17 protein-coding genes and 1 pseudogene are annotated in these 19220 nt (G+C 65.3%); 7 read left to right on the forward strand and 11 right to left on the reverse strand.

What is annotated here, in order from left to right; all coding sequences use genetic code 11:
• Window positions 1-89 precede the first annotated feature (89 nt).
• Window positions 90-725, forward strand: a complete 636-nt coding sequence (locus ACLIVD_RS21605) for a GyrI-like domain-containing protein (protein ID WP_283335291.1) — start codon at window positions 90-92, stop codon at window positions 723-725.
• Between the two features lie 29 nt (window positions 726-754).
• On the opposite strand, the gene dapA is transcribed toward ACLIVD_RS21605, so the two are convergent.
• Window positions 755-1660 carry a 4-hydroxy-tetrahydrodipicolinate synthase gene (dapA, locus tag ACLIVD_RS21610; protein ID WP_491930629.1) on the reverse strand — a complete coding sequence of 302 codons (906 nt, stop codon included), beginning with the start codon at window positions 1658-1660 and terminating at the stop codon, window positions 755-757.
• A gap of 54 nt (window positions 1661-1714) precedes the next feature.
• A complete protein-coding gene (locus ACLIVD_RS21615) occupies window positions 1715-1867 on the reverse strand; it encodes a hypothetical protein (RefSeq protein WP_280780224.1) in 153 nt (50 codons plus the stop codon).
• Window positions 1868-2125: 258 nt separating this feature from the next.
• Here ACLIVD_RS21615 and ACLIVD_RS21620 point away from each other — a divergent pair.
• Window positions 2126-2664: pseudogene (locus tag ACLIVD_RS21620) on the forward strand (hypothetical protein).
• Between the two features lie 945 nt (window positions 2665-3609).
• On the opposite strand, the gene ACLIVD_RS21625 reads toward ACLIVD_RS21620, so the two are convergent.
• Genes ACLIVD_RS21625 through ACLIVD_RS21640 form a run of 4 tightly spaced genes read right to left on the reverse strand, consistent with a single transcriptional unit; the run spans window position 3610 to window position 7659 of the window.
• Window positions 3610-4746 carry an alpha/beta hydrolase gene (locus ACLIVD_RS21625; protein WP_491930630.1) on the reverse strand — a complete coding sequence of 379 codons (1137 nt, stop codon included), beginning with the start codon at window positions 4744-4746 and terminating at the stop codon, window positions 3610-3612.
• Window positions 4747-4788: 42 nt separating this feature from the next.
• Window positions 4789-5814, reverse strand: coding sequence for a zinc-dependent alcohol dehydrogenase family protein (locus tag ACLIVD_RS21630; RefSeq protein ID WP_491930631.1), 1026 nt, complete (start codon window positions 5812-5814; stop codon window positions 4789-4791).
• A 27-nt stretch (window positions 5815-5841) separates the two neighbouring features.
• Window positions 5842-6360, reverse strand: coding sequence for a cyclophilin-like fold protein (locus ACLIVD_RS21635; RefSeq protein ID WP_283351934.1), 519 nt, complete (start codon window positions 6358-6360; stop codon window positions 5842-5844).
• Between the two features lie 33 nt (window positions 6361-6393).
• Window positions 6394-7659, reverse strand: a complete 1266-nt coding sequence (locus ACLIVD_RS21640; RefSeq protein WP_491930632.1) for an MFS transporter — start codon at window positions 7657-7659, stop codon at window positions 6394-6396.
• 169 nt (window positions 7660-7828) lie between these two features.
• On the opposite strand from ACLIVD_RS21640, the gene ACLIVD_RS21645 reads away from it, so the two are divergent.
• The 3 genes from ACLIVD_RS21645 to ACLIVD_RS21655 all read left to right on the forward strand — a co-directional run bounded on the left by ACLIVD_RS21645 (window position 7829) and on the right by ACLIVD_RS21655 (window position 10174).
• On the forward strand, window positions 7829-8746 hold the full coding sequence (locus tag ACLIVD_RS21645) for a helix-turn-helix transcriptional regulator (RefSeq protein ID WP_491930633.1): 918 nt from the start codon (window positions 7829-7831) through the stop codon (window positions 8744-8746).
• Window positions 8747-8832: 86 nt separating this feature from the next.
• Complete coding sequence (locus ACLIVD_RS21650) at window positions 8833-9114, forward strand: hypothetical protein (RefSeq protein ID WP_491930634.1); 282 nt, start codon at window positions 8833-8835, stop codon at window positions 9112-9114.
• 427 nt (window positions 9115-9541) lie between these two features.
• The gene (locus ACLIVD_RS21655) at window positions 9542-10174 is read left to right on the forward strand and encodes a hypothetical protein (protein ID WP_283335283.1); all 633 of its coding nucleotides are present in this window, start codon (window positions 9542-9544) and stop codon (window positions 10172-10174) included.
• 80 nt (window positions 10175-10254) lie between these two features.
• On the opposite strand, the gene ACLIVD_RS21660 is transcribed toward ACLIVD_RS21655, so the two are convergent.
• Window positions 10255-12495 (reverse strand): NADP-dependent isocitrate dehydrogenase, encoded by a 2241-nt coding sequence (locus ACLIVD_RS21660; protein ID WP_283335282.1) that lies wholly within the window; start codon window positions 12493-12495, stop codon window positions 10255-10257.
• A 325-nt stretch (window positions 12496-12820) separates the two neighbouring features.
• On the reverse strand, window positions 12821-13693 hold the full coding sequence (locus tag ACLIVD_RS21665; protein WP_283335280.1) for an LLM class F420-dependent oxidoreductase: 873 nt from the start codon (window positions 13691-13693) through the stop codon (window positions 12821-12823).
• Window positions 13694-14731: 1038 nt separating this feature from the next.
• On the opposite strand from ACLIVD_RS21665, the gene ACLIVD_RS21670 reads away from it, so the two are divergent.
• Window positions 14732-15259, forward strand: a complete 528-nt coding sequence (locus tag ACLIVD_RS21670; protein WP_283335279.1) for an Rv2253 family sensor-like surface protein — start codon at window positions 14732-14734, stop codon at window positions 15257-15259.
• A 512-nt stretch (window positions 15260-15771) separates the two neighbouring features.
• Window positions 15772-16371: a VOC family protein gene (locus tag ACLIVD_RS21675; protein WP_283335277.1), complete on the forward strand. Its 600-nt coding sequence runs from the start codon at window positions 15772-15774 to the stop codon at window positions 16369-16371.
• Between the two features lie 448 nt (window positions 16372-16819).
• Here the strand turns inward: ACLIVD_RS21675 and ACLIVD_RS21680 are convergent, their stop codons facing one another.
• From ACLIVD_RS21680 to ACLIVD_RS21690, 3 genes are all read right to left on the reverse strand, one after another.
• Entirely contained in the window at window positions 16820-17098 is a 279-nt protein-coding gene (locus ACLIVD_RS21680) for a hypothetical protein (RefSeq protein ID WP_283335276.1), read from the reverse strand.
• 161 nt (window positions 17099-17259) lie between these two features.
• Window positions 17260-17400 (reverse strand): hypothetical protein, encoded by a 141-nt coding sequence (locus tag ACLIVD_RS21685; RefSeq protein ID WP_283336762.1) that lies wholly within the window; start codon window positions 17398-17400, stop codon window positions 17260-17262.
• 538 nt (window positions 17401-17938) lie between these two features.
• Complete coding sequence (locus tag ACLIVD_RS21690) at window positions 17939-19168, reverse strand: DDE-type integrase/transposase/recombinase (protein WP_164060291.1); 1230 nt, start codon at window positions 19166-19168, stop codon at window positions 17939-17941.
• Between the last annotated feature and the right edge of the window lie 52 nt (window positions 19169-19220).

The following is a 19220-nucleotide window of genomic DNA, read 5'->3' on the forward strand; positions in this document are numbered from 1 at the left end:
TCGCAGCTCGGCGCGTGAGGTGTTCTTCTCTTCGTCGAGCCTCTTGGAGGCAGAAAGGTGGTGGCTCGCTACGCGAGTCCAGGTGCCCGATGACGGACAAGACCGACTTCAAGAAGACCCTCGCCGCCTACCAGTCCCCCCGAGGCGAGTTCCGGATCGTGGATGTGCCCGACCTGCAATACCTCATGATCGACGGTCACGGCGACCCCAACACCTCACCGGCATTCAGCGACGCCGTCGAAGCTCTCTACCCCCTCGCATACAAGCTGAAGTTCGCCAGCAAGCGTGACCTCGGCCGCGACTATGTCGTTCCTCCGCTGGAGGGCTTGTGGTGGGCCGATGACATGGACTCCTTCACCACGGTGCGAGACAAGTCGCGATGGGACTGGACGATGATGATCATGACCCCGAAGTGGGTCGACCAGGCCATGTTTGCCACCGCGGTCGACCAGGCCGGTGCCAAGAACCGCCCGGTACGCCTCGACGACGTCCGACTCGCGGATCTGAGCGAAGGGCGGTGTGTGCAGACACTGCACGCCGGCTCCTTCGACGACGAAGCAGCCGTGCTCGCACAACTGCATGACGATTTCATCCCCAGCAACGGACTACGTGTGTCCGGCAAGCACCACGAGATTTACCTCAACGACTTCCGCAGGATCGCGCCCGAGAAGCAACGCACCATCCTCAGACAACCAGTCGCCACCCGTGCCGCCTCCGGCACCTGACAACCACGGCGACCCCGTGCACTGCTCGGTCAGTGCAGCAAACCCGAAGCGAGCAGCCCCGTCCGCAACGCCTCGTACTCGCCGTCGTCGAGGGCAAGGAGCGGGGACCGCACGGTTCTGTTCTGCAGCACACCGAGCAACTGCAGTGCCCCCTTGACCGTCGTCGCGCCGTAATTGGGGACACCCATGACCGCACGCAACGCCGGCTGCAGGCGGGTATTGATCTCCCGTGCGGTTTCGACCTCCCCCGAGAAGAAGGCGTCGATCATCGTGCGGATCTCGTCACCTGCCACGTGACCGAGAACCGAGACGACCCCGCACGCCCCATACGCCAGGAAACCCAGCGTGAGGCTGTCGTCTCCCGAGTAGACCGCATAGCCCAATTCGCGCAACATGATCGCCTGAGTGGGATCTCCAGCGGCATCCTTCACCGCCACCACGGACGGCCACTCCGCCATCGTCTCGAACGTCGACGGCGCCAGCTTGGTACCGGCCCGGCCGGGAATGTCGTAGACCATGACCGGAGCATCGACTGCCTCCACGACGTACCGAAAGTGCTGCAGTACACCGCCCTGGCTCGGCTTGTTGTAATACGGCGTCACCAGCAGCAGCCCGTCAGCCCCGTGCATGACAGCCTGCCTCGCCAATTCCAGTGTGTGCCGTGTGTCGTTCGTTCCTACTCCGGCAACGATTTTTGCGCGGTCGCCCACCGCATCCTTGACCACTTGCAAGATCCGACCGTCCTCGGCGGTGGTAGTAGTGGCCGCCTCACCGGTCGTCCCCGAGACGACAAGGCCGTCGTGCCCATGATCGACCAGATGTAGGGCGATCCGAGCAGTCGCCTCCTCATCGATCTCGCCATCCACGGTGAACGCCGTAGCCATCGCTGTAAGAACGCGCCCGAACGGAGCCACCGGCGCTGACGAATCGGTCATCGCCCTAGTGTATGCGCGACGAACGCGCGTCAGCCCAGACCAGATCTCCCCCGGTCATTCACCGGGAGGGATTCGGCGTTCGAGCAGCTCAGTCAGCTCGGCGATGGTGACCTCGACGGTGCCGAACAGGGGGTCACCATCCATCGCGGCACGGGCGACAGCCCGACCCAGACGTTCTATGAGGTCGGCGTGCAGTTGATCGGTCATGACTGAACAGTCTCCAGGAAATCCGCACCGGGTGACCCATTCATGCGTCCCGCGGTCCGTCCTGATTCCAGCACCATCGGCAATTCCGAATTACGCAGAGCCAATGAGACATTGATGTCGCCAGCACAACCGGGCGGTGACCGTCGACAACAACGAAGTCCACCGGTTCACCAAACTCACGGAAACAATGCCAGTCGGTCGGTTTCTGCTGCAGGATGCACACATCACTACTCATCACACCGACGAATAGGACACCGCATGCCCATGAGTGCCCGTACCACCCTCCTTGCCGCGGCCACCATCCCACTGGCAGTCGCAGCGGCCGCGCCGGCATCAGCGGCCGAAACCACCGACGTCATCTTCGCCTTCACCGTTGACGGATCGACCGTCACCAACACCATCACCAACAACAGCGGCACCATCATCGGCTGCGGAACTTCTCTCGCACCTGCCCCCGACAGGGTGCTGCCACCCGTCCGCGACGTCCTCAGCGCCGGTCAATCACTGTACGAGACAGGCGAGGTTCAACCGGGGACGACAACCCAGTCGGTGATGGACGTTCCGGACGGCTCCTACGTCGCACTGGCCTCTTGCTCGCGCACCGATACCGACCCGGCCATGTGGATCTCCGACTACCCCGGAATCGAGGACTACCTGGCACAATGGCCCGGCACGGAGTTCACCGTCCAACAAGCCTCCACGGTCGTCACCGTTGCCGTCGCCGGCGAGGATCCCGCGCCCCCGCCGCCGGCGACGCCCCCGACGTCGACGATCTCGGCACCATCTTCGGCAGCTAACCGCCATCAGCACAACACAACACACCCGAACGCGGCGCAGACAGGGACGGGGCCGCCCGGGAACCTGCCACCTCTCCACACATTGACCGATCCAGTGAACCCACTCCCGTCAGTCACGGGATGCAGTCCGCGAAGGAGCGTCAATGACGTTCGAGAAATTTTCCGATCAAGCCCGCCAACTGATCGTGGATGCGCTTCGTGTCGTCGCTGATCGCTATCACTCCACCCCTGCAGCAGTGTGCGCAGCGGCGTACTGCTCCGCGGTGACCGGCTCCAGCCACGTGGTGGCAGCTGCCCGTTGCCGTGGGCGTGCCAGTTGGTGCGAGCGCCCGGGGTGAACCGGACCAGCCCGCAGACCAGCTCCGAGGCACCGTCGCCGTCGAACACTGGATTCAGGTCCTCGGCGATTGTGCGGTCGTAGATGCGCTCGGGCATTGCACGCCTGCTGTCTAGCAACGCTCCGATCTCGTGTTGCTGCTCCAACCATCAACGCTAAGGGAGCGCGGGAGGTTGGGACGTACTTCCAGTAGACGGACACCATCCTCCGTTACGGCTCGCGTCGTGACGGGGGCGGTTCCGAGCGGTCAATAGATCAGTGAATCCAGGTAGGTCAGGATGGCGGTGATCGCGATGGCGAGCCCGATCGCGATGGTTCCTGCTCGATCGTGGTTGTCGTGACTACTGTTCCCGATCATCGGTGTCCTTCCGTCGGTGCCCTCCTATGCGGTTTCGCATGCTCGCGGCGCTGTGCGGCCTTGTCGCCGCGAGAGCGCGGAGTTGTGTTACGCCCTCTTGGCTGTCGTGGTGTCCGGGCATCGCTCGTCGAGGTTGACAGTTGAACCGGGTATGCCGGCGTGCATAGTCGGTGCACCGCTGGCATACCCGTGGGTCCTCTTGTGGGGTAAGAACACTCAAACCGGGTTGCCGGTCGCTGCCCGCATGCCGTTAGGTGAGGTTCTGGGTGTAGAACTCGGTCAGCTTGTCGAACGGGATCAGTTCAGTGCGGTCGTAGAGGTCGACGTGCCCGGCGCCGGGCACGATCACCAGTTCCTTGCGGTCACCGGCGAGGCGGTAGGCCTCTTCGCTGAACTCGCGGGAGTGGGCGTTTTCGCCGGTGACGAACAGCATCGGGCGCGGCGAGATGGTCTCGATGTCGTTGAAGGGGTAGAAATTCATGAACTTCGCGTTGCTCGACAGCGTCGGGTGCGTAGTCAGGTCCGGGGTGGTGCCTTCGGGGGTGAATGCGCCGCGCTGGGTGCGGTAGAAGTCGTAGAACTCGCGTTCGATGGGAGTCGAGTCCGCGGCCAGTTCGCGGACGGTTCCGCTGGTGTATTCGACAGGGCCGCCGGTGAATTCGACATCACGCTGCGTAGCGGCTTGGGCGAGGATCGCCTGGCGCTGCTCGGGGGTGACGGAGTGGCCCAGCCCGTTGCGGTTGGCGCCGCCCATGTCGTACATGCTGACCGTGGCGACGGCCTTGATGCGGGGGTCGATCTTGGCGGCGGAGATGACGAAGCTGCCGATGCCGCAGATGCCGAGCGCGCCGATGCGTTCGGGATCGACGGTGTCCTGGGTGCGCAGGAAGTCCACGTCGGCGGAGAAGTTTTCGGTGTAGAGGTCGGGGGCGACGGCGTTGCGGGGTTCACCCGCGCTGCCGCCCCAGAACGCCAGGTCCAGCGAGAGCGTCACGAAACCTTGCTCGGCCATTTTGGTGGCGTAGAGGTTGGCGCTCTGCTCCTTGACCGCGCCCATGGGGTGGCCGACGACCATGGCGGCTGCGAGGGTGCCGGCGGCGAGGTTCTTGGGGACGAACAGGTTGCCGGAGACGTCCATCTGGTACTGGTTCGTGAACGTCACCGGCTGCATGGTGACCTGGTCACTGGTGTAGAAGTTGTCGGCACCGTTAGACAGATCCCCGGAGGCCGGGTTCGCGACCGGCGAGGCAGGAGCCGCCGAGGAGGTGTTCGAGTCGGTGGCGGAGCAGGCTGAGGCGGCCAGGACGGCGAGCGTGGCAACCCCGGCGCCGGCGATCCTGCTCCAGCGGCTATGGCCTCGCCGCGCGGTGGTTCTGGTGTTGGTCATTGCGGCACTCCTGGTGTGTGTGAGTGAGTTGGGGGCGGGAGGTCAGAGGGTGAGCAGGGTTTTGATGGCGCGGCGCTCGTGCATCGCCTGGTAGCCCTCGGCCGCCTGGTCCAGCGGGAGGGCGAGGTCGAAGACCTTGCCGGGATCGATCTCGCGGCGCCAGATCAGGTCGATCAGCTCCGGCAGGAAGCGGCGGACCGGTGCGGGGCCGCCCATCAAGTGCACTTCGGCGAAGAACAGTTGGTTGGCGGGCAGGGTCACACCGTCGTGGGAGACGCCGACGTAGCCGACGTGCCCGCCGGGCCGGGTCGAGCGGATGGCCTGCAGCATCGACTCCTCGGTTCCGACGGCTTCGATGACGCTGTGGGCGCCGAGCCCGCCGGTGAGTTCCTTGATCGCGGCGACACCCTCGTCGCCGCGGGATGCCACGATGTCGGTGGCACCGAACTGGCGGGCCAACCCTTGGCGGTCGGCGTGCCGGGACATGGCGATGATCCGTTCGGCGCCGAGCTGTTGGGCGGCGAGCACACCCATCAGGCCGACGGCACCGTCACCGACCACGGCCACGGTCTTACCGGGTCCGGCCTCGGCGGCGACGGCGGCGAACCAGCCCGTCCCAAGGACATCCGAGGCCGCCAGCAGCGAGGGAACCAGGTCCATCTCCGGCTGACCGGGCGTCGCCACCAGCGTTCCGTCGGCGTACGGGATGCGGGCCTTCTCTGCCTGGGTGCCGATGTCTCCGGCGACGAAGGAGCCGTGCAGGCAACGGGATTGGTAGCCGGCGCGGCAGATCTCGCAGGTGTTGTCGGAGACGGCGAACGACCCGACGACGAAATCACCGACCGACACGGTCTGCACGGCGGCACCGATTTCCTCCACGACGCCGACGTACTCGTGTCCCATCAGGGTGTGATCGACCGGTTCCACACCCCGGTACGGCCACAGGTCGGATCCGCAGATGCAGGTCGCGGTGATCCGGATGATCGCGTCGGTCGGCTCGATGATCTTCGGGTCTTCCCGCTCGACGACGCGAACATCGCCGGGGGCATACATCACTACTCCACGCATGGTGGTCCTCTTCGGTCGTTGGGGTGATCAGGCGGCGGTGATGGTGAGGGTGCCGTTGCCGTCGGCGTCGGTGATGGCGTCGAGTCCGGTGTCGATCTCGCCGATCATCACGATCCCGGGATCGGGAATCGTGAAACCGTCGTCGCGGTAGTAGATGGCCAGGTCATTGGTGGGTGGCCAGTAGCCGAGTTGCCCGGTCCGGTAGCTGCTCTGGCCCGCACCGTCGGCGAGCTCGCGAGGCAGCGGTCCGGCCTTCTCGCGGCCGCCGAGGTCGTGCAGGGTGATCGTCACCGGTATCAGGGATGCGAAGTCTCGTGCCGTGGCGTTGTCGTAGAGTCGTGCGGTCGCCTCCGAGGCGCCGATCCTCAACCGAATCTGCGTGAACGGTCCTTCCTGACCAGGTTGCGACGTCGCAGGTTGCGCGGTCGGTGACGCCGACGGCGCACTGTTTTCTGCCGAGTCCGTTGTGCTCGCGCAGGCGGTGAGCCCGGCGACGGCGGTGACGGCTGTCGCGAGGACGACCAGCCCGGTGATCATGGGGCGCATGGTTTTTCTCCTGTAGCGGTGTTCAGCCACGCTCTAGCTCACGGACGTGGGGACCCGCAGCGTCTCCTCGTGGGTGGGTCGGGGCGGCGGGTTGCCGGCGGCAGGACGCGCCCGGGTGGTCGCCAGCAGTGCGATCGGTATCAGCGCGGTGGCCGTGATCGCGGCGCCGAGGACCGCCGGCCCGACCACACCCAGTGACGTCGACAAGGTGGTCGCGGCTAACGCCGTTCCGGCGGCGGTGCCGAGGTTGAAGGCCGCGGTCGCCAGCGACGACGCCAGCCGGGAGCCATGTCCGGCGAATCGCATGGTCTGGGCAATCAGCACCGGGTTCGCCCCGAGCCCGGAGGCACCCAGGACGATGATCAGACCCACCACGATCGCCCCGTGGCCTGCGGTCGCTGCCAGGACGAGCAGCAGAACCGAGGTCAGTGCCACCGCCGCGGCGATGGTCGCCAGCGGCCACCGGTCGCCGATCCGACCGGCCAGCGCGGTCCCCACCAGGGCGCCGACACCGAAACCGACAAGTACCAGCGGCACCAGCGCGGCGGAGATGCCGGCGCGGTCGGTCAGCAGCGGGCTGATGAAGCTGTAGGCGCCGAGGAACCCGGCCTGCGCCAGCATGATCGCCCCCAGCACCGCCCACACCCGCCACGGCCGCACTGCCGAGATCTCCGAATCCGCCGACACACTCACCGTGTCCCCGGTCGCGGTGCCCGGAGCGAACCGAAGAACAGCGACGATCGCCGGAACCGCCAGCACTGCCAGCATCCAGAACGGGCCCCGCCACCCGGTGAACTGACCGGCGAAGGTGCCCAACGGGACACCGGCGACCACGGCCAGGCTCAACCCACCCGAGAGCACCGCCAATGCCCGCGCGCTCGCCCCCGGTCCGGCGACCGCGGCCGCCACCACCGCACCGGTCGCCCAGAACGTGCCCGTCGCCAGCGCGGTGAGGACGCGGGAGGCGGTGACGACGGTGAACGAGTCGCTGACCGCCGCCACCACGTGCCCGGCGGAGAACACCGCCAGCGCCCCAATCAAGGTCGCCCGGGCGGGCAACCGCAGCGTGGCAAGCGCCATCACCGGCGGGCCGATGATCATGCCGACCGCAAACGCCGTGACCAGCAACCCGGCCCGGGCGATATCCACACCCAGATCCGCGGCGACGTCGGGCAACAGTCCGGCGACCATGAACTCGGTCGTGCCCATCAGGAAGATCCCGGCCGCCAGCACATACACCAGCACAGGTAGGCCAGTGCTGGTGCTGGTGCTCGGTTGAACAGGCGTTTGCGTGGTCATGTCACCTCGTCGATATCGAAGGATTCGGTCGCAGAGCACCTCCGTGCTCGCAGCATCCATGCAACGCCGCTAACCGCTCGCGTGGGAGGCGAAGATTAGGGGGGGTGCTAGCAGCACCCCCCTCACAGCACCTGGCAACCGCCGACGCGCAGGTCGTAGCCTCGGTTGTATGGAGTCCACCAACCGAGTCGCCGAGATCGGCCAATTCCTTTCGTCACGGCGGGCCAAGATCACCCCCGAGCACGTCGGTCTGCCGGTCTACGACGCCGCCAAGCGCCGTGTCCCCGGGCTGCGCCGCCAAGAGGTCGCCACCCTGGCCGGGCTGTCGGTCGACTACTACACCCAGATCGAACGCGGCAAGGTCAACGGCATCTCCGAATCCGTGCTCGACGCCATCGCGCGTGCCCTCGAACTCGACGACGCCGAACGCTCCCATCTGTTCGACCTGCACCGCAGCGCCCTCAGCAGCCCGCAACGAGTCCGCTCACGCCGCACCAAGGCGGTGCGGCCGATGGTGCAGCGACTCCTCGACGGCTACACCGGGCCCGCATTCGTACGCAACGCCCGCCACGACCTCGTCGCCGCGAACCAGCTCGCCTACGCCTTCTATTCGCCCCTCTACCCGGACCAACTGCACCCCGATCCCAGCAAGGCGGTCAACTTCGTCCGCTTCTGCTTCCTCGACCCCCGTGCCCGCGAGTTCTATCCCGATTGGGACCAGATGGCCGACGGCGCGGTCAATCTGTTGCGCACCGACGCCGGCCGCGACCCGTACGACCGCGGCATCTCCGACCTCGTCGGTGAATTATCCACCCGCAGCGATGAATTCCGGGTCCGCTGGGCCAAGCACAATGTGCGCCTGCACTACACCGGCACCAAGACCTTCCACCACCCCGTCGTCGGTGACATCACCATCGACTACGAAACGATGCCGCTGCCCGCCGACCCGGGCCTGGTCCTGACCCTCTACAGCGTCGAACGCGGCAGCCCGTCAGCCGACGCCATGACTCTGCTCGCCAACTGGGCCGCCGCCAACCTCGCCGTCACCACCGCAGCCGACCACCCGGCCCACACCACCGGCGAATAACGCTTCGGCGACTCCATCCTGTCGAAAACGACCATTGCAATCATCGGCCCCGGCCCCGGACCCGGGCTCGGCGCGGCGACGGCCCGATGCTTCGGGCGGGAGGGATTCACGGTAACGGTTCCAGCGCCGCAACACCGAACGGCGACGTCGCGGGCACCTCGACCGCACTCGCCGATGAAACCGACTACGGCGCAATGCTCCACGAGGCCCTCACACCCCAGAACACTCACGTCAAACAGCTCACTATCCCCGGCGCGATCGGTGGTGGCGACCCGCTCTACGCCCCCGACGCCCTGGCCGATCGGCTCTGGAACATCCATGCCCGACCCGGCCCGTTCCGCACCACCGTCGGCGCAGACTCGGCGTAACCAGTGGGTGCAAGGGGACACGGCCGGACCCCATCCACCTCATCAACACGTTGCGCTGGCTCCGGCAAAGGTGTCGATTACGGCGCAGGTACCTCGGCCAACGATGCCGTCGTGACACCGTTGCGTCAGCTTTCTCCAAGCCCGCGCCCACGATGCCGCCCACGCCGCCGGCCAAAAGCTCGAAACCTGGATTCACGACCGCATCATGGACACCCTCAACCAATCCGACTAGCAGCTTCGGTGGAGGCGAAGAACCGCGCCACCGACGTAGCCATCGGCAGGAACCCTATCGCCACCTGCGGTGACAAGCTCGCAGGCGGACGCGCCCCTCACGAAGATCCGTCGATCTACTTCCCGTGGCCGCTCTCCGTGAAGCGAGACGACCCATGGCACGGTTGAGGTCTGCGACGCCGGGTATCCACCGGTCATGACCACCGAGCATCCGCCGCGCCAGTGTTCCCCACGGGCGGAGGATTACCCCACCGTTCGGATAGTCGCGGCCCGCGAAGCCCAGCTGATGCGGACGCTGGGGCGGGCGGTGAACATCCTCTCGGCCGCTGACGTGCCGTTCGCGGTCGGCGGGGACTGCGCCGTCCACGCTCGCGGCGGACCGCCAGCCGAGCACCAGGTGACCATCATCGCCTCGGACGAACACCTGACCGAGGCACGGACCGCGTTGGCTGCGGGTGGGATGCGGTCCATCGTTTCCTCCCGACTCGGGTCACGACGGCTCGTCGGCAGTGACCTCCGGGTCACCCTGCTGCATCCGGCCTCTACCACCGGGACCGGGGAGGGACTCCTCGAGCGTGCCGAGACGATGCGGATCGGGCAGATCTGGGCACCGGTCCTCAGCGGAACCGATCTGATGATCGACAAACTCCGTCGTCTCGGTTCCCATCGGTGTGATTTCGTGCCGATGCTGCCGGTCGCCCGCGCATTGCGCGAGCAGGTCGACTGGCCCACCGTGGCGGGGGCCACTGCCGACCTCCCCTGTGCCCGGGCATTTTTGGGGCTGCTCGACGACCTGGCGGTCACAGGGTCGCTGGAGGGGCGGCCCTGACCCACAAGGGCCAGGGCCCTGCCCCGCACCAGTGTTCGACCCGTGCACAGGTGCCGAACCGGCGGTTCAGCGGTTCGGGCTCACTGTTGCGCGGCCGCCAGCGTGGTGTTCAAAGTCTTGCTCGGCCTCATCGCGGCGTCGGCCTTCTCGCTGTCCGGCTGGTAGTAGCCGCCGATGTCAACCGGCGAGCCCTGCACCTCAATGAGCTCCCGCACGATGGTCTCCTCGTTTTCGGTCAACGCCTCGGCAAGCGTGGCGAAACGTTCCGCCAGTTCCTTGTCCTCGGTCTGCGCGGCGAGTTCCTGTGCCCAGTACAACGCGAGGTAGAACTGGCTGCCCCGGTTGTCGAGCTCGCCGGTCTTGCGCGACGGGTTCTTGTTCTCGTCCAGCAGCTTGCCGGTCGCCGCGTCGAGCGTCTTGGCCAGGATCTTGGCGTGCTCGTTGCCGGTCTTGATGCCGAGGTCCTCGAGGCTGACGGCCAGCGCCAGGAACTCACCGAGCGAATCCCATCGCAGGTGATTCTCCTCCACAAGCTGCTTGACGTGCTTGGGCGCCGACCCACCGGCGCCCGTCTCGTACATGCCACCGCCGGCCATCAGCGGCACGATCGACAGCATCTTGGCGCTCGTGCCGAGTTCCAGGATCGGGAACAGGTCGGTGAGGTAGTCGCGCAGGATGTTGCCGGTCGCGGCGATGGTGTCCATCCCGCGGATCAGCCGCTCCAGCGTGTACCGCATCGAGCGCACCTGCGACATGATCTGGATGTCGAGGCCCTCGGTGTCATGGTCCTGCAGGTACAGCTCGACCTTCTTGATCAGCTCGTTCTCGTGCGGGCGGTACGGGTCGAGCCAGAACAGGACCGGCATGCCGGAGTTGCGTGCCCGGGTGACCGCGAGCTTGACCCAGTCGCGGATCGGCGCGTCCTTGACGGTGCACATGCGCCAGATGTCACCAGCCTCGACGTGCTGGGTGAGAAGCACCTCACCGGTCTCGACATCCACGAAGTTGGCGTCGCCGTCCTCCGGAATCTCGAAGGTCTTGTCGTGCGAGCCGTACTCCTCGGCCTTCTGCGCCATGAGCCCGACGTTGGGGACGGTGCCCATGGTCGTCGGGTCGAACGCGCCGTTGGTCTTACAGAAGTTGATGATCTCCTGATAGATGCGCGCGAACGTGGACTCCGGCATCACCGCCTTGGCATCCTTGAGTCGCCCGTCTGCGCCGTACATCATGCCGCCCGAGCGGATCATCGCGGGCATCGAGGCGTCCACGATGACGTCGCTGGGCGAATGGAAGTTCGAGATGCCGCGAGCGGAGTCGACCATGGCCAACTCCGGACGGTGCTCATGGCAGTCGTGCAGGTCCTGAATGATCTCCTCGCGCTGCGTGCTCGGCAGTGTCTCGATCTTGTCGTAGAGATCGACGAGGCCGTTGTTGACGTTCACGCCCAGTTCGTCGAACAGCTTCTGATGCTTGGCGAAGGCGTCCTTGTAGAAGGTCTTCACCGCGTGACCGAAGACGATGGGGTGTGAAACCTTCATCATCGTCGCCTTGACGTGGAGGGAGAACATCACGCCCGTCTTGCGCGCATCCTCCATCTGCTCCTCGTAGAAGTCGAGCAAGGCCTTCTTGCTCATGAACATGCTGTCCATGATGTCGCCCTCGCCCAGGGTCAGCCCCTCCTTGAGGACGATCGTCTCGCCGCTCTTGGTCACCAACTCCATCCGGACCGTGCGCTGCCGGTCCAGTGTCATCGACTTCTCGCCGTGGTAGAAGTCGCCGTGCCGCATGTGCGCGACGTGGCTGCGCGAGGCCATCGACCACTCACCCATGCTGTGCGGGTGCTTGCGGACGTACTCCTTCACCGCCCGGGGTGCGCGGCGGTCGGAGTTGCCCTCACGCAGGACCGGGTTGACCGCACTGCCGAGGATCCTGCCGTAGCGCTGCCGGATATCGCGTTCCTCGTCGGTCTTGGGGGCTTCCGGAAAGTCCGGAATCTGGTAGCCCTTGCCCTGCAGTTCCTTGATGGCGGCCAGGAGCTGCGGCACAGACGCGCTGATGTTCGGCAGCTTGATGATGTTGGTCTCGGGCAGTTGCGTCAGCCGACCCAGCTCAGCCAAGTTGTCCGGGACGCGCTGCTCTTCGGTGAGGCGGTCGGGGAACTCGGCCAGGATCCGCGCCGGTACCGAAATGTCGCTGGACTCGACCTCGATGCCTGCGGCACCGGCGAAGGTGCGCACGATCGGCAGGAAGGCGTAGGTCGCGAGTAACGGCGCCTCGTCGGTCAGCGTGTAGATGATGGTTGGATGCTTATCGGCGCTCATGGTTGTTCTCCCGCGTCAGTTCGTTCCGAGGTCGATAGGCTCCTCGTGAGGCTATCGGTCTCGCGTCGAGTCCAGGTTAGGTGCGACATCATCAGAGCATATTCAAGCGCCCGATTTTGATTCACTTCGACCACTTTGGTTCACCATGCGAACACTCCGCGGTTCACGTGCCCATCGGTCGCGTTCGCCGGGACCAGGCTGCGCGCCTCGACGTCCAGTTTCCGTCCACCATCGGCCTCTCCGAAGCTTCGCCACCATGCACTCCACCGAGGCCTGGCGGCGCTACCGCGGACGACCGGATCAGGCGATCCGTGCGCCGGAGGGATCACCAGTCCGCGATCACCGGAACCACGCGCTCGCCCAAGATCTCGAGGGGCGTGATCGACGCGACGTCCGGCACCCATCCGTGAACGTGGGTGACTCCCAGCTTCGACAAGTCCTCGAGCTGACCCAACAGTGTGTCCACGTTCTGTCCGCCCGCACCCGGGTCGAGTGGGAACATCACGGTCTTCTCGATGGCGTCATAGTCGGTTCCGAGAGCGTCGCAGTGGCTCTTCAACACCTCCAGCTTGTGCGCGACCTCGGGTCCACCGAACAGGTTGCAGGCCTGTGCGTACTGCGCGACCAGCCGAAGCGTCTTCTTCTCACCCCCGCCGCCGATCAAAATCGGCGGGTGTGGGCGCCGCAGCGGCTGCGGCACATTCAGCGTGCGGCCGAGCTGGTAGTGCGCTCCCTCGAACGGTCCGTCGTTCTCGCTCCACATCTGCAGGCAGATCTGCAGAGTTTCCTCCAGTCGTTCGAAGCGTTCGGCCGTGGGCGGGAAGTGGAGCCCGAGTCCCACACTCTCGTCCTCGTTCCAGGCGGCGCCGATTCCCAGGTATGCCCGACCCTTGGACAGGACGTCGAGCGTGGTCACAGCCTTGGCGAGAAGGCCTGGCTCGCGGTAGACAGTCGCGGTGACCCAGGCCAGCAAGTCCACCTTCTTCGTGACGGCAGCGAGGTAGCCGAGAGTGGTGTAGGCCTCGAGCATCTCGGTGTCGATCGGTCCTACCGGTTCGATCTGCCAGAGATGATCCATGACGCTGATCTTGGCGAAACCCACGTCCTCGGCGGTGACGGCAATGCGAGACAAGTCGTGCGCGAGGGTCGACGGTCCGTCCGGAAAGGTGAAGTCGGCGATGTGCAGTCCAAGTTCCATAGCCCCACGTTAGGCTTGTTGCCTACGACTACCCAGGGATCGTCAGTACCACCTTGGCCACCTGACCGACTGGTAGAGGGTCGCGGTGTCCTGTGGCTGTGGACGGTCCGCGGTGTGCGACGTGCTCGATCTTGTACTCTCGCAGCGAGTTGCACGGATGAGGGGCGCGGATCTCCTATCCACAAGGATCTCCTCCTCGCTACCACCCCGAATGGCGTCCACCTGCAGGCGAATTCGACCGTATTGGAAGAATGTCGAGCGATCCGCGCCCTGTTCGACAGATCCTCGGGATCGAGCCCACCGCATTGTCGCCCTCGCCGCCCGCAACGACTGCGCCCGGGCCGCCGCACAGTCCTGGATACGGATGCGTCGAGCCGATCACGAACGCGAAACAGCCGTGCGCCAACGACTAACACCCGTCCGGGCTGCGTCCAGGCCCGCGCCGGCACCAGCACCGAACACGACTGCGCTAGTGATCACTTCCACCAATCCCGTCTGCGATGCGCGACAACGATGTCGTCGAAAGCCGTAGTGTCACCGGCATCCCACCGGCGATACCCCTCCGCGAGGTTGCGAGCGGTACGGCGACGCTCGCGACGCAGATCACGAGCATGGCCCTCACCGTCGTGGCACAGCGTGCACGAGCAAATCCCGGTGCCCGTGTACGCGAAAGCCCAGAAGCACTTCGTTGCGAGCAACCAGGCCCGACCTCCCTGAATCCGCTCAGGGAGGTCGCAGACGTCATGGCAGTCGGCGTGCCACGGTTCAACGGCAAGTTCGCCACGGCGAAGACGAACCCAGACAGGAGAATGTGCATCGGTACGGGACAAGGCGGTGGCTTTCAGCGCTCATGCGCCCCAGCCCGCTACCCCCGATTGAGGACGGACCGGGGCGGCGATTGGAGCACCGCATCCCTCGCCCGCCGAAGCGGGCGTCGCCATCCACAAGAACTCATGCACCCATCCTTGCATTCACATACGACAGACCCGAGCCGTCTATCACCCCGGACACCGCCGATACCTGTGATTCAATCTCGTCATGCGCAAATCACTGCTGGTTGTCGCGTTGATTGCGTCCGGGACGGTCTTCGCGGCCATGCCCGCGGGGGCGGCACCGACGCAGCCGTCCTGGTCGGGCGAGTACTCGGTGAAGCGCTTCGCCGCGACGAAGGACGGTACGAGCTTGGCCGCGCGGCAGTGGGAGCCCGACTTCGCCGATACGTACACATTCGAGACCAGTTGCGCGGACGACACCTGCGTGGCCACCGTGACAGATGGGCCCACACCAGCCAACCCGACACTGCCGCTACCGCCGCAGTACACCTGGGACGGGACCAGCTGGGTCCACACCTACGACTGGGAGTGGGACTGCTACCAGGGCGAGGGGGTGCCGAAGGTGTGGGCACCGGCGCACTCGGTTGCGTACTACACACCGCAACCAGACGGAACGCTGACCGGTTCCTGGCGTACCGACATCGACAGTGGCCCGTGCGAGGGCTCGGTGATCATGGACGTCGCGGCCTACCCCGTCGCGACGCCGCCCGGACCATTCGGCAGCAGTTCATAGCCGCCGCGACCGTGCTCCACCGGAAGTGTGTCAGCGAGCAGTCGGAGTGTCGGGCCGGCGATCGTCGGCGTACATGGCTTCGATTCTCGCCTTGATTTCGGCGGTGCTCATCGCGCTGGGCCGCCTCAGCGTGCGAGGTGTGGACACGGAAATCGTCGGAGTCGAGGGTGTCGCCATGAGAATTCTGCCTTCGTCGCTTCTAATGGGGCGCCGCCGTGAGCGGTCGCGCAGTTTCAGCAACCACGCACACATGTGATCTGATTCACACGCAGATGCGTTACATTTTTCGTTTCCCGCGTCGCCTGACTGCCTTCGCATGCCGGGCCTGTGGGACCTGCCGAGTTCGAGACGGTCCGCAAGTACTCCACTTCCGCTACGGCCGCCACTTCGCCTGCGCCAGGAAGACGGAGTCGCGCACGCACCCGTAGTGCACTCACGCACAGAGCAACCATGGAGCAGACTGATCAGGAATCGAGAAGCGACTGCCCGCGGGCGACATTAACGTCACTCGCATGAACATCGAATCCCTCGCCCTCGAAACCCCCGACCCCACCACCGCGAAAGCCTTCCACGCGGCCCTCGGCCTCGATGAACACATCAGTGCCCGCGACACGGACGCACCGACCACCGGCTTCCGCGGTTACACCCTCTCGCTCGTCATGTCCCAGCCGAACATCGTCGACGCCTACGTCGGGGCTGCCCTCGAAAATGGCGGCACCACAATCAAACCAGTCAAGAAGAGCCTGTGGGGGTACGGCGGTGTCCTGCAGGGTCCCGACGGAGCGCTCTGGAAGGTCGCGACATCGTCGAAGAAGAACACGGGGCCGGCGACCCGGCACATCGAGGACCTCGTCCTGCTGCTCGGCGTCGAAGACGTCAAAGCAAGCAAGCAGTTCTACCTCGACCACGGACTGGAAGTGACAAGAAGCTTCGGTCGCAAGTACGTCGAGTTCGCCACCGGCCCGAACGTCAAGCTCGCGCTCTACGGGCGCCGCGCCCTCGCGAAGGACGCCGGCGTCTCCCCCGACGGCACCGGCGCCCACCGGATCGTCATCAGCGGCGACGCCGAACCCTTCACTGACCCCGACGGCTTCACTTGGCAAACAGTGTGAATCGGAGAAGTCCTCGGGCGCGAGTTGGGGCCGGTGCCTCATCGTCACCGGCCCAGTTCGGTCGACACGGAAAACTGTGTGGCGTGGATCACATCCCCGCGATGCGACCGGCCGGCCGATCTAGCATTTCCTCACGCCAGTACAGACCGAGTACCGGTCGCCGATGCCATCTCCGACGCCCGAGAAGGCATTGGCAGCCAGGCAAACCACCAGGCACACCGGCGCGGACCCAGTCGTCCGATGCAGAGCGCGGTGGCGTCCTGTTGCACGTCCCGGCGAGGCCCGGCCGGAGCGGAGAACACTCCGACCGGGCCGCTTCGGCTTACAGAGGGCCCACCGCACTCCCGGACGATCCCGGGACGCGCATGTCACGGCAGTCGAGAGGTTCCGGAGACACGGAAGCTGGACAGCCCCGAACCGGAATCGCGCAGTCCGGTCCGCGCCGCCCTTACCCGATACAGACGAGTACACCCACGACCACGACTGCAACCAGCGAGGCGCCGCCGCAGATCAGCCACGCGCGCGTTGCGAGCTGCCGCCACTGATCAAACCGACCAGCCACTTCCGCGACCGCGACCGCTCGCCCCAGGTCCGCGTCGGACGGCTGCGCCTCCGAGAGGCGGCGGGCCTTTGCATCCGCCCGTGCCGCCACAGCGAACGAGACGGGGACCACCAGCAGCGCAACCACCAGTAGGCCAACCATCGCACCCGTACCCGTCCCGAGCATTCTCATTCCTTCCACTCCACACGACGCCCGTCACAGGTGCCGGTCATCGACCACCGGACCCACGAGCACAACCAATCCCCCGTCAGCTATATCGCCGAACTGCCGCCCGGTGTTGCACTCCGGCCTACCGGGGCCGGCGAAGGTCCGTAAGCCACAGGCGTCTACACGCCCGGTATCGGGAACTTCCACATCGCCAGGACGATCACACCCATGACCAGTCCGGCACACACCACAGTGCCAACGACACTGACACGCAACGCATCCAGTAAATCGACTCCCAGTTTCTTGCTGATCCGTGCCATTACGACTCTTCCTTCACGTGCAGAGATTCCCGACCGCCACGTCGATGACGGTGCACTACACACAATCGTCCGACGTCGACACCTGCACAACGGCCGAATCACCTACACCCATACCCGCTTTTGGGTCCCACGCAGGGGTGTAACCACACCTCATTCCCGATCACCATGCTTCCCGAGAGAATGTGCCGTGTTCTACGTCACACCGCAGTGCCTGTTCTTTGCATACCGAGCATTACGCTGCGCAGGCACCGAATGGTCCGCGAGCAACTCGCCGCGTGCCTCGATTCCGCAGAACAGCTCCGAGCGACGGCCGGACATTCTGCGGCACAGCAGGATCGGCGGACAGATATGTTGAACTCCCAACTGATGGATTTGAAAATTTCATCCCCGCCTCGACTCCGGCCGATTGGAACTCGGCGGTGCCGATCAATTCACGCACGCGCCTTGTGCGACCCCGAAAAATACACTTACTGGTCGGTAATACTGAGTGAAGAAATTTGTGCAATGGCGTGGATCACACTCCCCCTGTTGCCTCATGTCAAGATGCCCGCGAAGTCTGATTCGTTGACTCATCGAGAAGTGCCCGCGTGAGAGGGGCTCTCCTCGTGGGTGTGTTCTTGGCGGTGGCGAGGGCGATGAGCTCGGTGGTCAATGCCTGGATCTGACGCTGGACGGCGGCGGGGTTGATGGTCGAGTACGTGTCGGCGAGGATGGCCTTGTCCTCTCCGGTGACGGCCTCGTGCTGGTCTGCACGCCGATGCGGAGTGGTGGCGATGTCGTACTTCTTGGTCACCTTCGCGCCGTCACGTTCTTTCGACACCAATTTCTGCTGTGGGTAGAAGTAGTTCGTTAGCTGCGACTGCAGAACCCAGATCTGATTGAGCAGCAACAACTCTGCAGAGGTGTCATAGCGGAGATAGCCGACGATGGTGCGTACTACGGCCCAGTTCTTCTGCTCGACGTGTGCCCCGTCGTTGGAGTTTCCGGGACGCGAGCGGGTGAAGGTGATCTGCTGTCTGTTGCACCAGTCGAGCAGGTGGTGGTTGATGAACTCGCTGCCGTTGTCGGAGTCGACGCCGAGGAGTGGGAACGGCATGATGGCAGCGATCTCGTCGAGTGCGGCGATGACCCATTTGCGGGCCTTGTTGCGCACACTGCGGTTCTCGGTCCAACCGGTGGCGATGTCGGTGACCGTCAGCGTGTAAGCGTGCTCACCGACGGCGTTGCCGCCCTCGTGGCCGACCAGGTCGATCTCGACGAACCCCGGCGCCGCATCATCCCACTGCGCCCAGGTGCGGATCGGGATCTGGGACTTGAGCAGGGAACCGGGCTTGGTATGTGATCGGCCCTTGAGTTCATGGTTCTTGCGTTCGGGCGCCAGCCGTCGGTCGATGGTGGCTGCAGACATGCCGACCAGCAACAGTGCGGTAGCGTCGTCGATGTCGAGTTCACCGAACGCACGCAGAATGGGCACGAGGTCTGGCAGTGCCGGCGCAAGCCGCTTCCCGGCAGGCATCCCCAGCACCGCCCAGCAGAAGATCAACGCTGCAACAACGTTCGGCCCGTACGTCGGTGGGCGCCCGGTTCGGGGACGGACCACCTTCGGAATCAACGCTGCCCGCAATGCCTTGCGGGCGTGGTCGCGATGCCAGCCGGTCGTGGCGCACAGTTCGTCTAGGATCTTCGCTTTGCCCGGCTTGTCGGCGCGCTTGTAGCGGGTCGCGATCGCCGTGGTGACGGCTCTGCGTTCAGCCATGGTCAGTCCCATCCTCCGGCCCTACCCTCGACCACCACACCGACGTGATCGACACGCCGCTACG

This window comes from Rhodococcus sp. G6(2025) (assembly GCF_058628105.1).

What these genes read in the sequence shown, in the direction of transcription:
- ACLIVD_RS21605 (WP_283335291.1), top strand. Translation starts at nt 90, where the DNA reads ATGACGGACAAGACCGACTTCAAGAAGACCCTCGCCGCCTACCAGTCC.
- dapA (WP_491930629.1), bottom strand. Translation starts at nt 1,660, where the DNA reads ATGACCGATTCGTCAGCGCCGGTGGCTCCGTTCGGGCGCGTTCTTACA.
- ACLIVD_RS21615 (WP_280780224.1), bottom strand. Translation starts at nt 1,867, where the DNA reads ATGACCGATCAACTGCACGCCGACCTCATAGAACGTCTGGGTCGGGCT.
- ACLIVD_RS21625 (WP_491930630.1), bottom strand. Translation starts at nt 4,746, where the DNA reads ATGACCAACACCAGAACCACCGCGCGGCGAGGCCATAGCCGCTGGAGC.
- ACLIVD_RS21630 (WP_491930631.1), bottom strand. Translation starts at nt 5,814, where the DNA reads ATGCGTGGAGTAGTGATGTATGCCCCCGGCGATGTTCGCGTCGTCGAG.
- ACLIVD_RS21635 (WP_283351934.1), bottom strand. Translation starts at nt 6,360, where the DNA reads ATGCGCCCCATGATCACCGGGCTGGTCGTCCTCGCGACAGCCGTCACC.
- ACLIVD_RS21640 (WP_491930632.1), bottom strand. Translation starts at nt 7,659, where the DNA reads ATGACCACGCAAACGCCTGTTCAACCGAGCACCAGCACCAGCACTGGC.
- ACLIVD_RS21645 (WP_491930633.1), top strand. Translation starts at nt 7,829, where the DNA reads ATGGAGTCCACCAACCGAGTCGCCGAGATCGGCCAATTCCTTTCGTCA.
- ACLIVD_RS21650 (WP_491930634.1), top strand. Translation starts at nt 8,833, where the DNA reads ATGCTTCGGGCGGGAGGGATTCACGGTAACGGTTCCAGCGCCGCAACA.
- ACLIVD_RS21655 (WP_283335283.1), top strand. Translation starts at nt 9,542, where the DNA reads ATGACCACCGAGCATCCGCCGCGCCAGTGTTCCCCACGGGCGGAGGAT.
- ACLIVD_RS21660 (WP_283335282.1), bottom strand. Translation starts at nt 12,495, where the DNA reads ATGAGCGCCGATAAGCATCCAACCATCATCTACACGCTGACCGACGAG.
- ACLIVD_RS21665 (WP_283335280.1), bottom strand. Translation starts at nt 13,693, where the DNA reads ATGGAACTTGGACTGCACATCGCCGACTTCACCTTTCCGGACGGACCG.
- ACLIVD_RS21670 (WP_283335279.1), top strand. Translation starts at nt 14,732, where the DNA reads ATGCGCAAATCACTGCTGGTTGTCGCGTTGATTGCGTCCGGGACGGTC.
- ACLIVD_RS21675 (WP_283335277.1), top strand. Translation starts at nt 15,772, where the DNA reads ATGAACATCGAATCCCTCGCCCTCGAAACCCCCGACCCCACCACCGCG.
- ACLIVD_RS21680 (WP_283335276.1), bottom strand. Translation starts at nt 17,098, where the DNA reads ATGCTCGGGACGGGTACGGGTGCGATGGTTGGCCTACTGGTGGTTGCG.
- ACLIVD_RS21685 (WP_283336762.1), bottom strand. Translation starts at nt 17,400, where the DNA reads ATGGCACGGATCAGCAAGAAACTGGGAGTCGATTTACTGGATGCGTTG.
- ACLIVD_RS21690 (WP_164060291.1), bottom strand. Translation starts at nt 19,168, where the DNA reads ATGGGACTGACCATGGCTGAACGCAGAGCCGTCACCACGGCGATCGCG.